Raw genomic sequence first — 16,453 nt, 5'->3', positions numbered from 1 at the left:
GTCCCCCGACATGGACCCCGGAGTGATATTTCGTGCGACACTAGTGCGAGCTTTTGCCTGCTGCAACCCTGATGCATACGCAGTGTTTCGGAAGCCGGTTCACATAGAGGCGTCACGGGCCGTATTTGCTGCGCGAAATCGTGGAATAATAGCTGCTTGTTGAAGGTTGGGGTTTATACAGCTTCAAAGATATGATCCAAACGATTCGGAACCAGCGTTGATCGCAAGATCGCAGCCGGTTCAAAATGTGGTGGCCTGCCCGGGTGGCTCCGCGATGCAAAGAAGGGGTTTGAGACGCATGTCTCAAGAGACGAATAACGATCTTTATCCAGAGCCGATCATCGCCAACACGAAATCAGCCAAGGCTGCGTTGCGGCTTATCATTCTTGGTATTCTGCTGGTGGGCGTTTCTGTCCTCTATTTCATCTATCGCGACCATTTAGGGCAACAATTCCTTCTCGGGCTTCTCGGCACACTGGCGATGACAGGGGTATTCTACCTCTTCGGCTCGGCTATCAATGTCATTCAGTTCACCCCGCGCGGCACCAGCGATGAACTGACGCGCGCTTTTGTTGATACCTACCCCGAAGGTACCGTTGTTACCGATCAGAAGGGGCGGATCGTTTATGCCAACCGCGCCTATGCCCAACTGACGGGTGTTACCAATTCAAACGATGTGCGTGCCATCGAGCACATTCTGTCAAACGAGAGTGCGGCGTCCGATCCCATTTACCGTCTTGCCAATGCCGTAAGGGATGGCGTGCCGGGCCAAGAAGAGCTGCGGCTGTCGCGGCCACTTGATCCCGCACGTGAGCCCGTTCCGACGTGGTATCGCGTCAAGGCACGCGCAGTGGCTGGTATTCCCGGCCAGACTGCACCGGTTTTTGCCTGGCAGATTGCCGATATTTCCGCTGAACGTGCCGAACAGGAACGGTATTTTCAGGATATTCAGGAAGCGATCGATCATCTTGATCATGCTCCTGCGGGTTTTTTCTCCGCCGATCCGGACGGACGCATCATTTATATCAATGCGACGCTGGCGGAATGGTTAGGCGTTGATCTGACTAAATTCACGCCGGGTTCCATGACCGTTCGCGACATTGTCGCTGGAAATGGCATGTCACTTATCAATGCGGTGAAAACCGACCCCGGAACAAGCCGCAACACGGTGATTGATCTCGATCTTGCCAAGGCTAACGGCCAGAGCCTTGCCGTACGCTTCTACCATCGGGTGCAGACACAGCGCGATGGCAAGCGTGGCCCAACACGAACAATAGTCCTAAACCGTGCCGAGGGTGAGGACAATTCAGCTGCTCTGCGCGCCGCGGAAGTGCGGTTCACGCGCTTCTTCAATTCCGCGTCGATGGCGATTGCTGCCGTTGACGCCTCCGGCAAGATTCTGCGCACCAATGCCCGTTTCCTTGGCTTGTTCTCGCCGGTGGTTGATCGTGATGCGATTGACCGGCGCACGCCGCTGGAAACCGTTGTGCATGAACGCGACCGGGAGGCCTTTGACCGGGCGCTAGCCGCCGCCTTTGCTGGCAAGGCTGAAATCTCGCCGGTTGATACGGTCATTCCGGGACATGAAGAACGGCATCTGCGTTTCTATATCAGTCCGGTTTTTGATGCGGGATCAGAAGAAGGCGCCGAAGAGGCTGCTATTGTCTCGGTCGTCGAAACCACCGAGCAGAAGGCGCTTGAGGCCACTATGGCGCAGAGCCAGAAAATGCAGGCGGTTGGTCAACTTGCCGGTGGTATTGCGCACGATTTCAACAATGTTCTGACGGCCATTATCATGTCTTCGGATCTGTTGCTGACCAATCATCGCGCGTCCGATCCGTCCTTTGCCGACATTATGAACATCAAGCAGAACGCCAACCGCGCGGCGTCGCTGGTGCGGCAGCTGCTGGCATTCTCGCGCCGCCAGACCTTGCGGCCGGAAGTGCTTGATCTGACCGATGTCATTGCCGATGTGCGTATGCTGCTGACGCGTCTTGCCGGTACGCAGGTCAATCTTAAGATCGAACATGGCCGTGATTTGTGGCCAGTGCGCGCCGATTTGGGCCAATTCGAGCAAGTTGTGGTCAATCTGACCGTGAATGCGCGCGATGCGATGCCGGAAGGTGGCGACCTGATCATCCGCACGCGCAACATGAACGAAAGCGAAAGCGCTAGCCTGAATTACCGTGATCTCATTCCTGGTGATTACGTGCTTGTTGAAGTTCAGGACAGTGGCACGGGCATGGCACCCGAAGTGATCGAGAAGATTTTCGAGCCGTTCTTCACCACCAAGGAGGTGGGCAAGGGTACCGGTCTCGGCCTGTCAATGGTCTACGGTATCATCAAACAGACTGGCGGTTCGATCCATTGCGAATCCGAACTGGGCAAGGGCACAACGTTCCGCATCTTCCTGCCGCGCCATGTCGAGGCTCCGGTTCTCAACGAAGCGGGCGAGGTTGTCGTCGCAGAAGCCCCGAAGAAAGAAAAGAAGGTCGAGAAGGCCACCGATCTTTCCGGCACCGCAACGGTGCTTCTTGTCGAGGATGAAGATGCCGTGCGTATGGGCGGTGTCCGGGCTCTGCAATCGCGTGGCTATACGGTGCACGAGGCCTCAAGCGGTGTTGAAGCGTTGGAGGTCATGAAAGAGCTGGACGGCAAGGTCGACATCGTCGTTTCCGACGTGGTCATGCCGGAAATGGATGGCCCGACCCTGCTGCGTGAATTGCGCAAGGAATACGGGGATATCAAGTTCATCTTCGTGTCCGGTTATGCGGAAGACGCTTTTGCACGAAACCTGCCGGAAGATGCCAAATTCGGCTTCCTGCCGAAACCGTTCTCGCTGAAGCAATTGGCAACGTCAGTCAAGGAAATGCTGGAAAGCGAATAGACTGGTGGCTGTTTGGCATTGAGTTGATACTTCGAGCCTTTTCGAAGCGTTCCGGTTATCGTCGAGCCAATATGAGTCCGGTAACAACACGGGACAATGCCATGTCGAACAATGCAAAGTTTGCGGAAATTGCTGCGCTCGCCGGAGATCCCGGCCGGGCCAGCATGTTGACCGGTTTGATGGATGGGCGTGCCCTGACAGCCAGTGAACTGGCACAGCTTGCCGGGATCACAGCGCAGACTGCCAGCAGTCATTTGATGCGGATGACGGAAGCGGGGCTCCTGCAGGTGGAAAAACAGGGACGGCATCGCTATCACCGACTCGCGTCATCCGCTGTGGCACAGATGATTGAAAGCATCATGCAGGTTGCCGCACCTGTGGTGACAAATAAGACCGTGCGGACGGGGCCGCGTGATGCTGCCTTGCGGGCAGGGCGTACATGCTACGACCATCTGGCGGGACGGCTTGGCGTCTCCATCACCGATGCACTCGTTGATGGCGGTCACCTCGAGCTCGGTCAAGATGCGGGCGAGATGACCGGTGCAGGTCTGTCGCTGTTTGATCGTCTAGGCATTGATGTTGGTTCGATTGCCCAAAAGAAGGGCCGTATTCTTTGCCGCCCATGCCTCGATTGGAGTGAGCGGCGCCCGCATCTGGCAGGCGCCATCGGCGCTGTGTTGTGCACCCATTGTTTTGACAAGGGATGGATCAGGCGCGTTGAAGGCTCCCGCGCAGTGCTGGTGACACCGAATGGACAAAGGCATTTGCGTGAATCCTTGGGTGTCAACTTGATGTAGCAGCACCAGCATAGTGCGTGGTTCGACAAGCTCACCATGAGGGGGATTGAGGATTGCAGGGAGTTAGATTCTGCAATTTTTACGATTAGCTTTATAGCACCACTCTCCCTCATGGTGAGCTTGTCGAACCACGCACCATGGTTACGCAGCATCCAGCTATAGCTGCTCAAGAATCGTTTAAATGTGCCTGGTCACCCCGCCATCCGCGCGAATGTTCTGGCCGGTAATATAGCCCGCATCGTCAGAAAGCAGAAAAGCTGTCGTTTTGGCGATCTCGTTCATGGTGCCAAGACGCTTCATCGGGATGCCGCTCTCGGTACCTGGCTTATGCTCAAGACTATCGATAAAGCCCGGAAGCAGCGCATTCATGCGAATGTTGTCGGCCGCGTAGCGGTCCGCATAGAGCTTGGTATAGGCACCCACAGCAGCGCGATAAGCGCAGGAGACAGGAAAGACGAGGCTTGGTTCAAACGCCGCAAACGTGGTGATATTCACCCATGCGCCTTTGCCTTGCTTGATCATGTAGGGCGTGACGAGGCGTGCCATACGCACAACGCTCAGCACCATCAGATCATTGCCTGTCGCCCATTTCTCATCGGTGATATCGATGAGGTCGCCCTTTGGGGGATGGCCGGTATGATTGACGACGGCGTCGATGCGGCCGTAGGCTTCCGCTGTCTTGGCAACCAGTGTTTCAAGATCTTTGGCCTCGCCGGCGGAGCCCTTGATACCGATTGCACCCAGTTCAGCCGCAAGCTCGATGGCGCTGCCGGATGGTGACATCAGCCCCAGTCTGTAGCCTCTGGCGTGCAGCTCGCGCGCTATGCCTGCGCCCATGCCGCGTCCTCCGCCGGTGATGATTGCTACAGGTGTGTGTGGGGTATCGGTCATTGCAGTTCCTTATCCATGCAGTTTGAATGAGCGGAGCATCTTTGATTAGACCCGGCTGCGCAAACGAATTTCACCCGGCGCAATGCTCAAATTTTTTGAACGGGATGAGGTTTTGATTCAGCAAGCCCCTTGAAATCACTGATCTCATGGTGAAAGATAATCGCATGATCAACCGTTCGACCATCGTGATGCTTTGCACAATGCTCCTTTTCAGGGGTGGTGGAGAGCTATTGCGCTGACGTCGACGCGATCATTCACCAGACCCTGCCATTGAGGCGAGCAGGGTCTGACCAATGCTCTCCTCCAACCAACGGAGAGCAAAATGACAGACCAGAATTTATCCCCACCCGATTTCAGTGCAGTTTCGATCCGAGCTGCACGCGTAGCCGATTTTGAGCAAATCAACGCTCTGGCAAGTCTGCCGGGCTTTCGCGCCGGTACGCTTCGGTTGCCGTTTCACAGCGCCGACCAGACACGCAAATGGCTTGAAAGTCTGGGTGCGGGCACGACAAGCATTGTCGCCGAGATCAACCAGCAGATTGTCGGCCATGCCGGTCTGCACCGATCCGACGGACGGCGTGCCCATGCGGCAAATCTCGGCATTGGTGTGCATGATGATTTCACCAGGCGTGGCATAGGCAAGGCTTTGCTGCGTGCCCTGATTGATGCCGCTGACAATTGGCTGAACATCAAGCGCATTGAATTGACGGTCTATTGCGACAATGCAGCGGCAATCCGGCTCTACGAAAAATTCGGCTTTGAGCGGGAAGGATTGCATCGGGATTACGCCTTCAAACAGGGCGGATTTGTCGATGCCGTGGCGATGGCCCGGTTAAGAAAAATTTAGCCGGTTCCTCTCCATATTTTGCCGTATTCACTCGTATATTTGCCACAACTCCAACGGGGATTTGATTCCATGATCAAGAAGTTTGCCATCGGCTGTCTGGCGGCAACGTTTCTGGCCGGTTGCACCACAACCGATCCATATACGGGCGAGCAGAAAATATCGAATACGGCGGGTGGTGCGGCCATCGGCGCGGCAGTGGGTGCGCTGGGTGGTCTTGCAGTTGGCGGCGGCGGCAAATCCGGTCGCAATGCGGCGCTGATCGGGGCGGGGATTGGCGCGCTGGCTGGCGGTGCAGTCGGCAATTACATGGACCGTCAGGAATCAGAGCTGCGCGCCCAGCTGCAGGGAACCGGCGTTTCGGTGACCCGCAATGGCGATCAGATCATTCTGAACATGCCATCGAACATTACGTTCGCTACCGATCAGGATGCGGTGAAGCCGCAATTCTACGCAACGCTTAGTTCGGTTGCCGTTGTCTTGCGTAAATTTGACCGGAGTATCGTTGATGTTTACGGCCATACCGACAATGTCGGCGGACAGCAGTATAACCAACTCCTGTCCGAACGCCGGGCGCTATCCGTTTCGAACTTCCTGACCCAGCAGGGCATCGATAACAGGCGTTTTTCCGTTCGCGGCCTCGGTATGGACCGGCCGATTGCTCCCAACACCACGGAAGCCGGACGCGCCCAAAACCGGCGCGTCGAACTGCAGATTTCGCCGCTTACTTAATTTTTGTAAGGGCAACAGCAATGCGCGCCCCAAGCCGCGCATTGTTTTCCACCAGAGCGATGTTTGCCTTCAGGCTTTCACCGTTGGTGATGTCAAGAATTTCCGACAGAAGATATGGTGTTACGGCTTTGCCCGTGATGCCATTTTTTGTGGCGCGTGCCAGAGCTTCACGAATGTATCCGCCCATGATTTCTGCGGGAATTTCGCTTTCCGCCGGGATGGGATTGGCGATCAGCATGCCGCCGACAACACCGATGGCGCTGCGGGCCGCCTGAAATTTCGCAATGGCTTCGGGCGTATCGAGACGCAGGGGTGCCTTCAGATGCGATTGCCGCGACCAGAAGGCGGGCAGAATATCCGACCCGTTTACAACAACCGGTACGCCTTTGGTTTCAAGCACTTCCAGCGTCTTTTCAATATCCAGAATCGCTTTTGCACCGGCCGAGACAACGATAACCGGTGTGCGGCCCAGTTCTTCCAGATCAGCGGAGATGTCAAAGCTCTTCTCTGCGCCCATATGCACGCCGCCAATGCCGCCGGTCGCAAACACCTTGATGCCAGCAAGGTGGGCAGCAAGCATGGTTGCAGCAACCGTGGTGCCGCCGGTGCGGCCTTCCGATAGCGCAAAGGCTAGATCAGCGCGCGAAAGCTTCATTGCGCCTTTCACCTGCGCCAGTGCCTCGCGCTCTTCGGCGGAAATGCCAATCTTCAGGCGGCCGTCAATAATGGCAATCGTTGCTGGTACGGCGCCGCCGGCGCGAATGATTTCTTCAACATCGGAGGCCATGCGGCTGTTGTCCGGGTAGGGCATACCATGGGTGATGATCGTGCTTTCCAGCGCTACGACGGGCTGCCCGGCATCGAGTGCCTTCTGCACTTCCGGTGCAACATCCGTGAACGAATTGAGAGCGATGGTGGTCATGGTTATTTCCTTTGTCTTGTCCTTGGCCGTTCTAAAGAAGGGGAACAGCAGCGGGAATATGCGCAAGCGCGGTATTGAAGGTTTTGGTTGTGAAAAGCGGACTGGCCGAATGCGTTGCCAGCGTCAGCATGGAAGCCGCCATGCCTTCGCGCACGGCCTCGTGCAATGGCATGCCGCGCATCAAGGCAGCAATTGTGCCGCCAGCCAATGCATCGCCTGCACCGGTCACATCGGCAATCTCTGAAACCGGGGGTGGCAGAAGCGAGAAAGCGCCCGCATCGGAATAGACAAGCGCGGCTTCGCCGCCATTGCTGAGTACAGCATTGCGTAAACCCGCAGCACGCAATGCTTGGCATAGTTCGCCGAGACCCGCATGAGCGGGAAGATCGGTCAGAGCCAGAGCTTCACGCCGGTTGAGGAACAGGCAAGCGAGATCACCGAGAATAGATTTTAGCCGGACAGCTTTGGCGGGAGAAATCGCCAGTGCAAACAGTGGTTTGTAACCGGCGAGACCGGCCAGCCGTTGCAACGCTTCCGCAGGCAGGTTGGCATCGCCAAAAATTGCGTCAGCGGCAGCAATTGCATCGCGCACTTTCCGGCGGCGCAACTGCTTGGGAAGCACTATCTCATAAAGTGCCATGTCAGCAATGGCGGCAACCACATCGCCGCGATCATCGAGAATGGCTGTATAACTCGGCGTTGCCCGGTCCATGAAAACAACGGAGCTGTCTTTGATTCCGGCTTTCTCAAATGCGGCGCTGATGACATCACCCACCCGGTCGCCACCGCGCACCGACAGCATTTCGGCCCGCACGCCGCGTTGAACGGCCAGCCGCAGGGCATTGAACACGCCGCCGCCAGGCTCTTCGCGCATGATGCCGGGATTGGATGCGCCCGGGACAAAGGGCACGCTGCTTTGCCCGCGCCGGTCCATATGAGCGCCGCCGACAGCAAAGAGCAGCGGTGTGTGATCCTGGGTCATGATTGATTGCTTCGGCTGAACAAAACTATGGGTTGCAAGACACATGTCTTGTTTCTTCTCTAGATGGGTCCATGCTTCGGCGCAATCGTCCGAACGATTCAGAATCTGCAAATGTCCATTTTGCCTTTCAAGGATATTTCCGGCCGAAGAACATGTGGACAAGGCCATCAGGTCAATACCGAGAACGTTATAAGAACATTTTTTGATTATTATTGTATTTCAATGATTTGCGCATCTTGCAAAATGAGAACAAAACAGATACAAATATCTTCAAAGACCGGAGCGTCCGGACTTCATGGATAGCACAGGGGTAGTGTAACATGGCTCAAAATTCTTTGCGGTTAGTTGAGGGTAATTCGGTGGATAAAACGAAAGCGCTGGATGCGGCATTGTCCCAGATCGAGAGGGCCTTTGGTAAAGGCTCGATCATGCGGCTTGGACGCAACGAGCAGGTAGTGGAGATCGAGACGGTTTCGACCGGTTCACTTTCACTGGATATAGCCTTGGGCGTCGGCGGGTTGCCGAAGGGCCGTATCGTCGAGATTTATGGGCCGGAAAGTTCCGGTAAGACAACACTCGCGCTGCATACGATTGCTGAAGCCCAGAAGAAGGGCGGCATTTGCGCTTTCGTTGATGCGGAACACGCGCTGGACCCGGTCTATGCTCGCAAGCTTGGTGTGGATCTGGAAAATCTTCTGATCTCGCAGCCTGACACAGGCGAACAGGCATTGGAAATCACCGACACGCTGGTGCGTTCGGGTGCCATTGATGTTCTTGTTATCGATTCTGTTGCGGCACTGACCCCGCGTGCGGAAATCGAAGGCGAGATGGGTGATTCTCTGCCGGGCCTTCAGGCTCGTCTGATGAGCCAGGCGCTGCGCAAATTGACCGCGTCCATTTCGCGTTCCAATTGCATGGTCATCTTCATCAACCAGATCCGCATGAAGATTGGTGTGATGTTTGGCTCGCCGGAAACCACAACGGGCGGTAATGCGCTGAAATTCTACGCGTCGGTGCGTCTTGATATTCGCCGTATCGGTTCGCTGAAAGAACGCGAAGAAGTTGTCGGCAACCAGACCCGCGTCAAGGTCGTCAAGAACAAGCTCGCTCCGCCCTTCAAGCAGGTCGAATTCGACATCATGTATGGCGAAGGCGTATCCAAGGTCGGCGAACTGGTCGATCTCGGCGTAAAGGCTGGGATTGTTGAAAAGTCCGGTTCATGGTTCTCCTACAATTCGCAGCGTCTGGGCCAAGGCCGTGACAACGCAAAATTGTTCCTCAAGGAAAACCCGGAAGTTGCCGATGAGATCGAACTCGTCTTGCGCCAGAATGCTGGTCTTATCGCCGAGCAGATGCTGGACAAGGGGCCCGATGACATTGAAGACAATGACGGTCCCGAGGCTGCAGAAGGCTGATCCCAAGGGACAGACCGCTTCTGGTTTTTGATACCAAACCCGCATTCAGTTTCTGGATGCGGGTTTTTCTTTTGCGGGATATCGTTTGCCGGTTCAACCGGTGGTGGCAAGTGGGTGGTCTGTGCCGGGATTTTCTGGACAGGCGGCGGCGGCGTCGCTACAAGCGTTGCGTTCCGCTCCTTTGATACGAAAGGGGCCTGTTCCGCTTTGGTAAAAGACAAGTCAGAAGGCAATACACATGAGTGGCGTCAACGAGATCCGGTCGACATTTCTGAACTATTTCAAGAAGAACGGCCATGAGATCGTGGCTTCGAGCCCGCTCGTGCCGCGCAATGACCCGACGCTGATGTTCACCAATGCGGGCATGGTTCAGTTCAAGAATGTTTTCACGGGACTTGAGCAGCGCCCTTATAGCCGCGCGACCACCTCGCAGAAGTGTGTCCGCGCTGGTGGCAAGCATAATGATCTGGATAATGTCGGCTATACCGCCCGGCATCACACTTTCTTTGAAATGCTCGGCAATTTCTCCTTCGGCGATTACTTCAAGGAAGAGGCAATCAGCCTTGCCTGGAACCTGATCACCAAGGAATTCGGTCTCGACAAGAACAAGCTGCTCGTCACCGTTTATCACACCGACGATGCGGCAGCGGGTTTCTGGAAAAAGATCGCCGGGCTATCGGACGACAGGATTATCCGTATCGCTACCAGCGATAATTTCTGGGCGATGGGTGATACCGGCCCTTGCGGTCCATGTTCGGAGATTTTCTACGATCACGGTGAGGACATCTGGGGTGGACCTCCCGGTAGTGCCGATGAAGATGGTGATCGCTTCATCGAGATCTGGAATCTCGTGTTCATGCAGTTCGAGCAGGTAACGAAGGAACAGCGCATTGAACTGCCGCGTCCGTCTATCGATACCGGTATGGGGCTGGAGCGTCTCGCCGCTGTTCTGCAGGGTGAGCACGATAATTATGATATCGACCTGTTCCGTGCGCTCATCCGTGCGTCGGAAGATGCGACGGGTGTTAAAGCTGAGGGCAAGTTCCGCGCCAGCCACCGCGTCATTGCTGACCATCTGCGCTCGTCGAGCTTCCTGATTGCCGATGGCGTTCTGCCGTCGAATGAAGGCCGTGGCTATGTGCTGCGCCGCATCATGCGCCGCGCCATGCGCCATGCGCAGCTTCTCGGCGCCAAGGAACCGTTGATGTGGCGTCTGCTGCCAGCGCTCATTCGCGAAATGGGGCAGGCTTACCCTGAGTTGATCCGCGCAGAGTCGCTGATCTCTGAAACATTGAAGCTTGAGGAAACCCGCTTCCGCAAAACACTGGATCGCGGCCTTGGCCTGCTCAGTGATGCGACGGAAAATCTGGGTGAGGGTGATCGCCTCGATGGCGAGACGGCTTTCAAGCTCTATGACACGTTCGGCTTTCCGCTGGATTTGACGCAGGATGCGCTGCGTCAGCGCGGCATTGGCGTTGATACGGATGCATTTGCGGCAGCGATGGAACGCCAGAAGGCGGAAGCGCGCGCCCATTGGTCTGGCTCCGGTGACGCTGCCACGGAAACAGTCTGGTTTTCGGTGCGCGACAAGGTCGGTGCCACGGAATTCCTCGGTTATGAAACTGAAAAGGCTGAAGGCGTTGTTACCGCATTGGTGCGTGATGGCGCGCAGGTTGATAGCGCCGCTGAAGGGGAGAATATTGCCATTGTTGTCAACCAGACGCCCTTTTATGGTGAATCCGGTGGCCAGCAGGGTGATACAGGCGTCATCTCCGGTGATGGTTTCACCGTGGTCGTAACCGACACCCAGAAGAAGAATGACGGCGTGTTCGTGCATCTTGGCAAGGTGGTCAAGGGGGCCGTAAAGCTAGGTGTGCCGGTTGAACTCACTGTCGATAGCATACGCCGTACGCGTATCCGCTCCAACCATTCGGCAACTCACCTGTTGCATGAGGCGCTGCGTGAAACGCTCGGCACCCATGTGGCGCAGAAGGGTTCGCTCGTTGCGCCGGATCGCCTGCGCTTTGACTTTTCACACCCGAAGCCGATTTCGGACAAGGAACTGGCTGTCATCGAAGATCTCGCCAACGAGATCGTTCTGCAGAACGCGCCGGTATCAACGCGTCTGATGGCCGTGGATGATGCGATTGCCGAAGGTGCCATGGCGCTTTTCGGCGAGAAATACGGCGATGAAGTGCGTGTGGTCTCCATGGGTACGGCGCTGCATGGTGAGAAAGCTGGCAAAAGCTATTCGACTGAGCTTTGCGGCGGAACGCATGTGCGGGCGACGGGCGATATTGGCCTAATCCGCATTGTTTCCGAGAGTGCCGTCGCTGCGGGCGTTCGCCGTATGGAAGCACTGACGGGCGAGGCGGCTCGCCGCTATCTGGAAGAGCAGGATGAACGCGTCAAGGCGATCGCCAGTGCGCTGAAATCCTCGCCTGCCGATGCATTGGCCCGTGTCACGGCCCTGATGGACGAGCGCCGCAAACTTGAACGGGAACTGACCGAGGCGCGCAAACAGCTGGCGCTGGGCGGCTCTGGTGCTGGCGGTGCGCAGTCGGAAACGATCAACGGTGTCGGGTTCATTGGCAAGGTCGTCACCGGCGTCAATCCGCGCGATCTGAAGCCTCTGGCCGACGATGCCAAGAAGAGCGTGGGCTCCGGTATCGTTACCTTTATCGGTGTCTCGGATGATGGCAAGGCCAGCGCCGTTGTCGGTGTGACCGACGATCTCATTGGTAAGTTCAGCGCAGTCGATCTCGTTCGCATTGCCTCCGCAGCGCTTGGCGGTGCCGGTGGCGGCGGCCGCCCTGATATGGCACAGGCCGGCGGTCCGGATGGCTCGAAAGCCGAGGCTGCGGTAGCGGCAGTGCGTGAAGCGCTGGCTGGTTAAGCCCAATTTTCTACCCAGCCGCGCATTGTCGCGGCTGGCATCAATCCAGAGTTGGACTTTGGCATACAACTTAGTATCTATGTGGAAGCCATTGATATAATAGAGAATTTTGTATATATTTTTCGTATTGAAAAGCGCATCAATATTATTGTTTGTATGTAAATCATCACAACCGAAGAACTTCTGAACTGAATAGTGATTGTCTGGGTTGGCCTGCGAAGGTTGACGCTTTCATCGCGCGGCGAGGTATTGAGGTTAACCAGAACACCTCCAAATCCCCGCAGCTTATAAGGTAGCGCGGCAACCCCAACTGCTGACGGGAGCTTGCTCGGTTTGTTGAGGAGCCAAAGTATGAAGCGAAGTATGACTTTAGTGATTACATCGCTCCTATTGAGTTCTTGCTTGCCAAATCCACCACCCAAAATCGTTACAGACCCTCATTTGGGAGTGAGTATTGCCTATGGTTCATTCGCAAATGTTGCGGTGGACACCTCTTATCAGCTGTTTATTCCGCCGTTTAATTCAAGCCATGATGAATACGGCTTCTCCACGCTTCTTGATCGTCGCGGGAAAGCTTCCTTAAGTGAAGCATGGAGTTTTGGAAAAAAGCTGCATTATGAAAAAGGGGAGGTTCATACAATGCGGTGCAGCGACCGAGGGAACTGTCCAACGTTAGAATCCGGTATTGTAATGCTCGATGAATCTGACTTTCAAACAGGCGCAAAAAGTGGCTTCGAGTTCGAATTGATCGGAAAGGGTGGAAGAGCGATCGGGAAGATTGCACCGGAAAGTTTTCGCGAAGTCTTAGCCCTTAAAGGTAAACTTGTTCCGGTTGCAACCTCACAGGCAAAAGTGACCAAACCGTTGCCGCAATAGTCCCCTTTTTCAGTACCCGCTTGTTCCTAACTCGAATGCCAAGTTGCAAAGAAAAAGCCCCGGTAAAACCGGGGCTTTTCGTATTTGATGCTCTGCCGGTTCTGGCAGCCCGGATCAGGCAGCCATGGCCTTCTGCAGGTTTTCGTCGATCTTGTCGAGGAAGCCTGTCGTGGACAACCAAGGCTGATCCGGACCGATAAGCAGGGCAAGATCCTTGGTCATGAAACCGGCTTCAACCGTGTCAACACAGACCTTTTCCAGCGTGGTGGCAAACCGGTCGAGTTCCGCATTGCCATCGAGCTTGGCGCGATGCGCAAGGCCGCGTGTCCAAGCGAAAATCGACGCGATGGAGTTGGTCGAGGTTTCCTGGCCCTTCTGATGCTGGCGATAGTGACGCGTTACGGTGCCGTGCGCGGCTTCAGCTTCAACAGTCTGGCCATCCGGTGTCATCAGAACGGAAGTCATCAGGCCGAGCGAGCCAAAGCCCTGTGCCACGATGTCGGACTGTACGTCGCCGTCATAGTTCTTGCAGGCCCAGACATAACCGCCGGACCACTTCAACGCCGAAGCGACCATGTCGTCGATCAGGCGATGTTCATAGGTGATCTTCTTTTCGGCAAACTTGTCCGCGAATTCGGCGTCGAATACTTCCTGGAAGATATCCTTGAAGCGGCCGTCATAGGCCTTGAGGATGGTGTTTTTGGTCGAGAGGTAGCACGGAACGCCCCGGTTGTAGGCGTAGTTGAGCGAGGCACGGGCAAAATCGCGGATGGAATCATCCAGATTGTACATGGCCATGGCAACGCCGGCGCTTGGCGCATCATAAACATCGTGTTCGATCGTCTGGCCATCTTCGCCGACGAACTTGATCGACAGCTTGCCCTTGCCCGGGAAGCGGAAATCGGTCGCACGGTACTGATCGCCGAAAGCATGACGGCCAACGATGATTGGCTGTGTCCAGCCCGGAACCAGACGGGGAACGTTCTTGGCAATGATCGGTTCGCGGAAGATAACGCCGCCGAGAATGTTGCGGATGGTGCCGTTGGGCGACTTCCACATCTTCTTCAGGCCGAATTCCTCAACGCGCTGTTCGTCCGGGGTGATGGTGGCGCATTTGACGCCGACGCCATACTTGTTGATCGCATGGGCAGCATCAATCGTGACCTGATCGTCAGTCGCGTCGCGATGCTCAATACCAAGGTCGTAATATTTCAGATCGATGTCGAGGTAGGGATGGATCAGTTTTTCTTTGATATACTGCCAGATGATGCGGGTCATCTCGTCGCCATCGAGCTCGACGACAGGGTTTGCAACCTTGATCTTTGCCATGAATAATCAGCCTCTTTATCGCTGGTCCGGGTATGCCAGCATCGGTTTTCAATGAGGGTTCGCGCCCCTATAGCACTCGCAAACAAGAACGCAAAGACTGGCTTTAATTGTTTAATGGCAATCTTGGCGGAATATGAAGCGGGCACAGGCCCTATGCACGATTGCCCGCTGAAAAAACGCGTTGTATGACGGCGGCATTCACAATGGATTGATCATGGCAGGCACAGACAGACAGCGCACCCTCATCGCCGAAGGCCCGGCAATTATTCTGGTCGAACCGCAATTGCCGGAGAATATCGGCATGGTGGCGCGGGCCATGGCTAATTTTGGTCTGGCGGAATTGCGGCTGGTCAAGCCGCGCGAGGAGTTTCCCAACGAGAAGGCGCGATCGGCCGCCAGCCGCGCTGATCACATCATCGATGGTGCAAAGGTTTACGACGATCTGCCCTCGGCCATCCAGGACCTGCATTTCGTTTATGCCACCACGGCGCGGGAACGCGATGCTTTTAAGCAGGTGCGCGGCCCCGTCGAGGCTGGGCAGACATTGCGCCAGCGCTTCAACCAGGGTGAAAAGACCGGGATTCTTTTTGGCCGCGAGCGTTTCGGCCTCAATAATGACGAAGTCAGCCTGGCCGATGAGCTGGTGACATTTCCGGTCAATCCGGCATTCTCGTCTCTGAATATTGCACAGGCGGTTTTGCTCATGTCCTATGAGTGGATGAAGTCAGGATTGGCGAAGGAAACGGACACGGCGTTCCGTGGGCCGGAGCTTGAACCTGCGCCCAAGGAGCAGTTGCAGGGCTTTTTCAACCATCTGGAAGATGCTTTGCAGGCGCGTGGCTATTTCCGGCCGATGGCGCGCAAGGAAATCATGGTCAACAATCTGCGCGGCGTGCTGACCCGCGCCGGGTTTTCCGACTCGGAATTGAAACTTCTTCGCGGTGTTGTCGTTTCGCTGGATTATTTCAGCCCCAAGACGCCGCGCGGCTCGGGCGCGCCGGAAGGCCGCAAACGCGAAAAGCCTGCAAAAAATCAAACCGGTCACGAGGATACGCCAAGCGATGAGTGACAAGGCAGCGGACCGGCCAATCATTGCGTTCGACAGCGGCATTGGCGGATTGACCGTGTTGCGCGAGGCGAGGGTGCTGATCCCGGACCGCCGTTTTGTCTACATCGCCGATGATGCGGGATTCCCCTATGGCGATTGGGAAGAGGAACCGCTGCGCGAGCGCATTGTGGGCCTGTTTGACGGTTTCATTGCCAAGTATGATCCGGAGATCATCATCATTCCCTGCAACACGGCATCCACGCTTGTTCTGGATGATCTGCGGTCAGCGTTTCCATCTGTGCCTTTTGTCGGTACCGTTCCGGCGATCAAACCGGCGGCAGAGCGCACGTCATCCGGCCTCATCACGGTTCTGGCAACGCCTGGTACGGTGAAGCGCGCCTATACGCGTGACCTGATCCAGTCTTTTGCCACCAAGTGCCACGTACGGCTTGTCGGCAGCCAAAATTTGGCACGCATGGCCGAAGCGCATATACGTGGCGAACATTTGGACGACGCAGCAGTTCTGGCTGAAATCAAACCATGTTTCGTCGAGATGGATGGCAAGCGCACCGATATTGTCGTGCTGGCCTGCACGCATTACCCGTTCCTTGCCAATGTGTTCCGCCGTCTGGCGCCATGGCCGGTGGACTGGCTCGATCCGGCTGAGGCTATTGCGCGCCGCGCATTGTCACTGCTCAAGCCAAACGGTACAGGGATGGAGCCAGAACATGGCGATGACATCGCCGTCTTCACCTCAGGCAATCCGGATTTCTCCACCCGCCGACTGATGCAGGGTTTTGGTCTCGATACTGCTTAACTCTTGATACCCTTGAG

The 16,453-nt window shown here is 55.9% G+C and carries 13 protein-coding genes; 9 read left to right on the top strand and 4 right to left on the bottom strand.

The annotated features are described in order from the left end of the window. Nucleotides 1-298: 298 nt before the first annotated feature. Nucleotides 299-2,887 (top strand): cell cycle histidine kinase CckA, encoded by a 2,589-nt coding sequence (cckA, locus tag HB779_RS16850; protein ID WP_188343420.1) that lies wholly within the window; start codon nt 299-301, stop codon nt 2,885-2,887. A 101-nt stretch (nt 2,888-2,988) separates the two neighbouring features. Then, nucleotides 2,989-3,684, top strand: coding sequence for a helix-turn-helix transcriptional regulator (locus HB779_RS16845; protein ID WP_188343419.1), 696 nt, complete (start codon nt 2,989-2,991; stop codon nt 3,682-3,684). Between the two features lie 177 nt (nt 3,685-3,861). Here the strand turns inward: HB779_RS16845 and HB779_RS16840 are convergent, their stop codons facing one another. Next, entirely contained in the window at nt 3,862-4,575 is a 714-nt protein-coding gene (locus HB779_RS16840; RefSeq protein ID WP_188343418.1) for an SDR family oxidoreductase, read from the bottom strand. Nucleotides 4,576-4,897: 322 nt separating this feature from the next. Between HB779_RS16840 and HB779_RS16835 the strand changes: the two genes are divergently transcribed. Then, nucleotides 4,898-5,422, top strand: coding sequence for a GNAT family N-acetyltransferase (locus HB779_RS16835; protein WP_188343417.1), 525 nt, complete (start codon nt 4,898-4,900; stop codon nt 5,420-5,422). A gap of 69 nt (nt 5,423-5,491) precedes the next feature. Then, nucleotides 5,492-6,151, top strand: a complete 660-nt coding sequence (locus tag HB779_RS16830; protein WP_188343416.1) for an OmpA family protein — start codon at nt 5,492-5,494, stop codon at nt 6,149-6,151. Here HB779_RS16830 and HB779_RS16825 read toward each other — a convergent pair. Both HB779_RS16825 and HB779_RS16820 read right to left on the bottom strand, forming a co-directional pair. Continuing rightward, a complete protein-coding gene (locus HB779_RS16825) occupies nt 6,144-7,073 on the bottom strand; it encodes a pseudouridine-5'-phosphate glycosidase (RefSeq protein WP_188343415.1) in 930 nt (309 codons plus the stop codon). The genes HB779_RS16830 and HB779_RS16825 overlap by 8 nt on opposite strands. A 31-nt stretch (nt 7,074-7,104) precedes the next feature. Further along, on the bottom strand, nt 7,105-8,055 hold the full coding sequence (locus tag HB779_RS16820) for a carbohydrate kinase family protein (protein ID WP_188343414.1): 951 nt from the start codon (nt 8,053-8,055) through the stop codon (nt 7,105-7,107). 320 nt (nt 8,056-8,375) lie between these two features. Here HB779_RS16820 and recA point away from each other — a divergent pair, with 320 nt between their 5' ends. The 3 genes from recA (at nt 8,376) to HB779_RS16805 (ending at nt 13,242) form a co-directional block, all read left to right on the top strand. Beyond that, nucleotides 8,376-9,470 (top strand): recombinase RecA, encoded by a 1,095-nt coding sequence (gene recA / locus HB779_RS16815; RefSeq protein WP_188343413.1) that lies wholly within the window; start codon nt 8,376-8,378, stop codon nt 9,468-9,470. A 238-nt stretch (nt 9,471-9,708) separates the two neighbouring features. Next, nucleotides 9,709-12,366: an alanine--tRNA ligase gene (gene alaS, locus HB779_RS16810; protein ID WP_188343412.1), complete on the top strand. Its 2,658-nt coding sequence runs from the start codon at nt 9,709-9,711 to the stop codon at nt 12,364-12,366. A gap of 351 nt (nt 12,367-12,717) precedes the next feature. Continuing rightward, nucleotides 12,718-13,242, top strand: a complete 525-nt coding sequence (locus HB779_RS16805) for a hypothetical protein (RefSeq protein ID WP_188343411.1) — start codon at nt 12,718-12,720, stop codon at nt 13,240-13,242. Between the two features lie 114 nt (nt 13,243-13,356). On the opposite strand, the gene HB779_RS16800 is transcribed toward HB779_RS16805, so the two are convergent. Continuing rightward, nucleotides 13,357-14,571: an NADP-dependent isocitrate dehydrogenase gene (locus HB779_RS16800; RefSeq protein ID WP_188343410.1), complete on the bottom strand. Its 1,215-nt coding sequence runs from the start codon at nt 14,569-14,571 to the stop codon at nt 13,357-13,359. Nucleotides 14,572-14,785: 214 nt separating this feature from the next. Here HB779_RS16800 and HB779_RS16795 point away from each other — a divergent pair, with 214 nt between their 5' ends. Together HB779_RS16795 and murI are read left to right on the top strand one after the other, a co-directional pair. Continuing rightward, a complete protein-coding gene (locus HB779_RS16795; protein WP_188343409.1) occupies nt 14,786-15,640 on the top strand; it encodes an RNA methyltransferase in 855 nt (284 codons plus the stop codon). Further along, a complete protein-coding gene (gene murI / locus HB779_RS16790; RefSeq protein ID WP_188343408.1) occupies nt 15,633-16,436 on the top strand; it encodes a glutamate racemase in 804 nt (267 codons plus the stop codon). The genes HB779_RS16795 and murI overlap by 8 nt, the downstream gene beginning before the upstream one ends. Nucleotides 16,437-16,453 lie beyond the last annotated feature (17 nt).

This window comes from Phyllobacterium sp. 628 (genome assembly GCF_014189505.1).
In the GTDB taxonomy this organism is placed as follows: Bacteria; Pseudomonadota; Alphaproteobacteria; order Rhizobiales; family Rhizobiaceae; genus Phyllobacterium.
The sequence above is the reverse complement of the archived record's forward strand: the minus strand, read 5'-3'. Positions and strand labels throughout refer to the sequence as shown.

Excerpts from the sequence above, each read along its gene's own strand:
- cckA (WP_188343420.1), top strand. The coding sequence starts at position 299 with ATGTCTCAAGAGACGAATAACGATCTTTATCCAGAGCCGATCATCGCC.
- HB779_RS16845 (WP_188343419.1), top strand. The coding sequence starts at position 2,989 with ATGTCGAACAATGCAAAGTTTGCGGAAATTGCTGCGCTCGCCGGAGAT.
- HB779_RS16840 (WP_188343418.1), bottom strand. The coding sequence starts at position 4,575 with ATGACCGATACCCCACACACACCTGTAGCAATCATCACCGGCGGAGGA.
- HB779_RS16835 (WP_188343417.1), top strand. The coding sequence starts at position 4,898 with ATGACAGACCAGAATTTATCCCCACCCGATTTCAGTGCAGTTTCGATC.
- HB779_RS16830 (WP_188343416.1), top strand. The coding sequence starts at position 5,492 with ATGATCAAGAAGTTTGCCATCGGCTGTCTGGCGGCAACGTTTCTGGCC.
- HB779_RS16825 (WP_188343415.1), bottom strand. The coding sequence starts at position 7,073 with ATGACCACCATCGCTCTCAATTCGTTCACGGATGTTGCACCGGAAGTG.
- HB779_RS16820 (WP_188343414.1), bottom strand. The coding sequence starts at position 8,055 with ATGACCCAGGATCACACACCGCTGCTCTTTGCTGTCGGCGGCGCTCAT.
- recA (WP_188343413.1), top strand. The coding sequence starts at position 8,376 with ATGGCTCAAAATTCTTTGCGGTTAGTTGAGGGTAATTCGGTGGATAAA.
- alaS (WP_188343412.1), top strand. The coding sequence starts at position 9,709 with ATGAGTGGCGTCAACGAGATCCGGTCGACATTTCTGAACTATTTCAAG.
- HB779_RS16805 (WP_188343411.1), top strand. The coding sequence starts at position 12,718 with ATGAAGCGAAGTATGACTTTAGTGATTACATCGCTCCTATTGAGTTCT.
- HB779_RS16800 (WP_188343410.1), bottom strand. The coding sequence starts at position 14,571 with ATGGCAAAGATCAAGGTTGCAAACCCTGTCGTCGAGCTCGATGGCGAC.
- HB779_RS16795 (WP_188343409.1), top strand. The coding sequence starts at position 14,786 with ATGGCAGGCACAGACAGACAGCGCACCCTCATCGCCGAAGGCCCGGCA.
- murI (WP_188343408.1), top strand. The coding sequence starts at position 15,633 with ATGAGTGACAAGGCAGCGGACCGGCCAATCATTGCGTTCGACAGCGGC.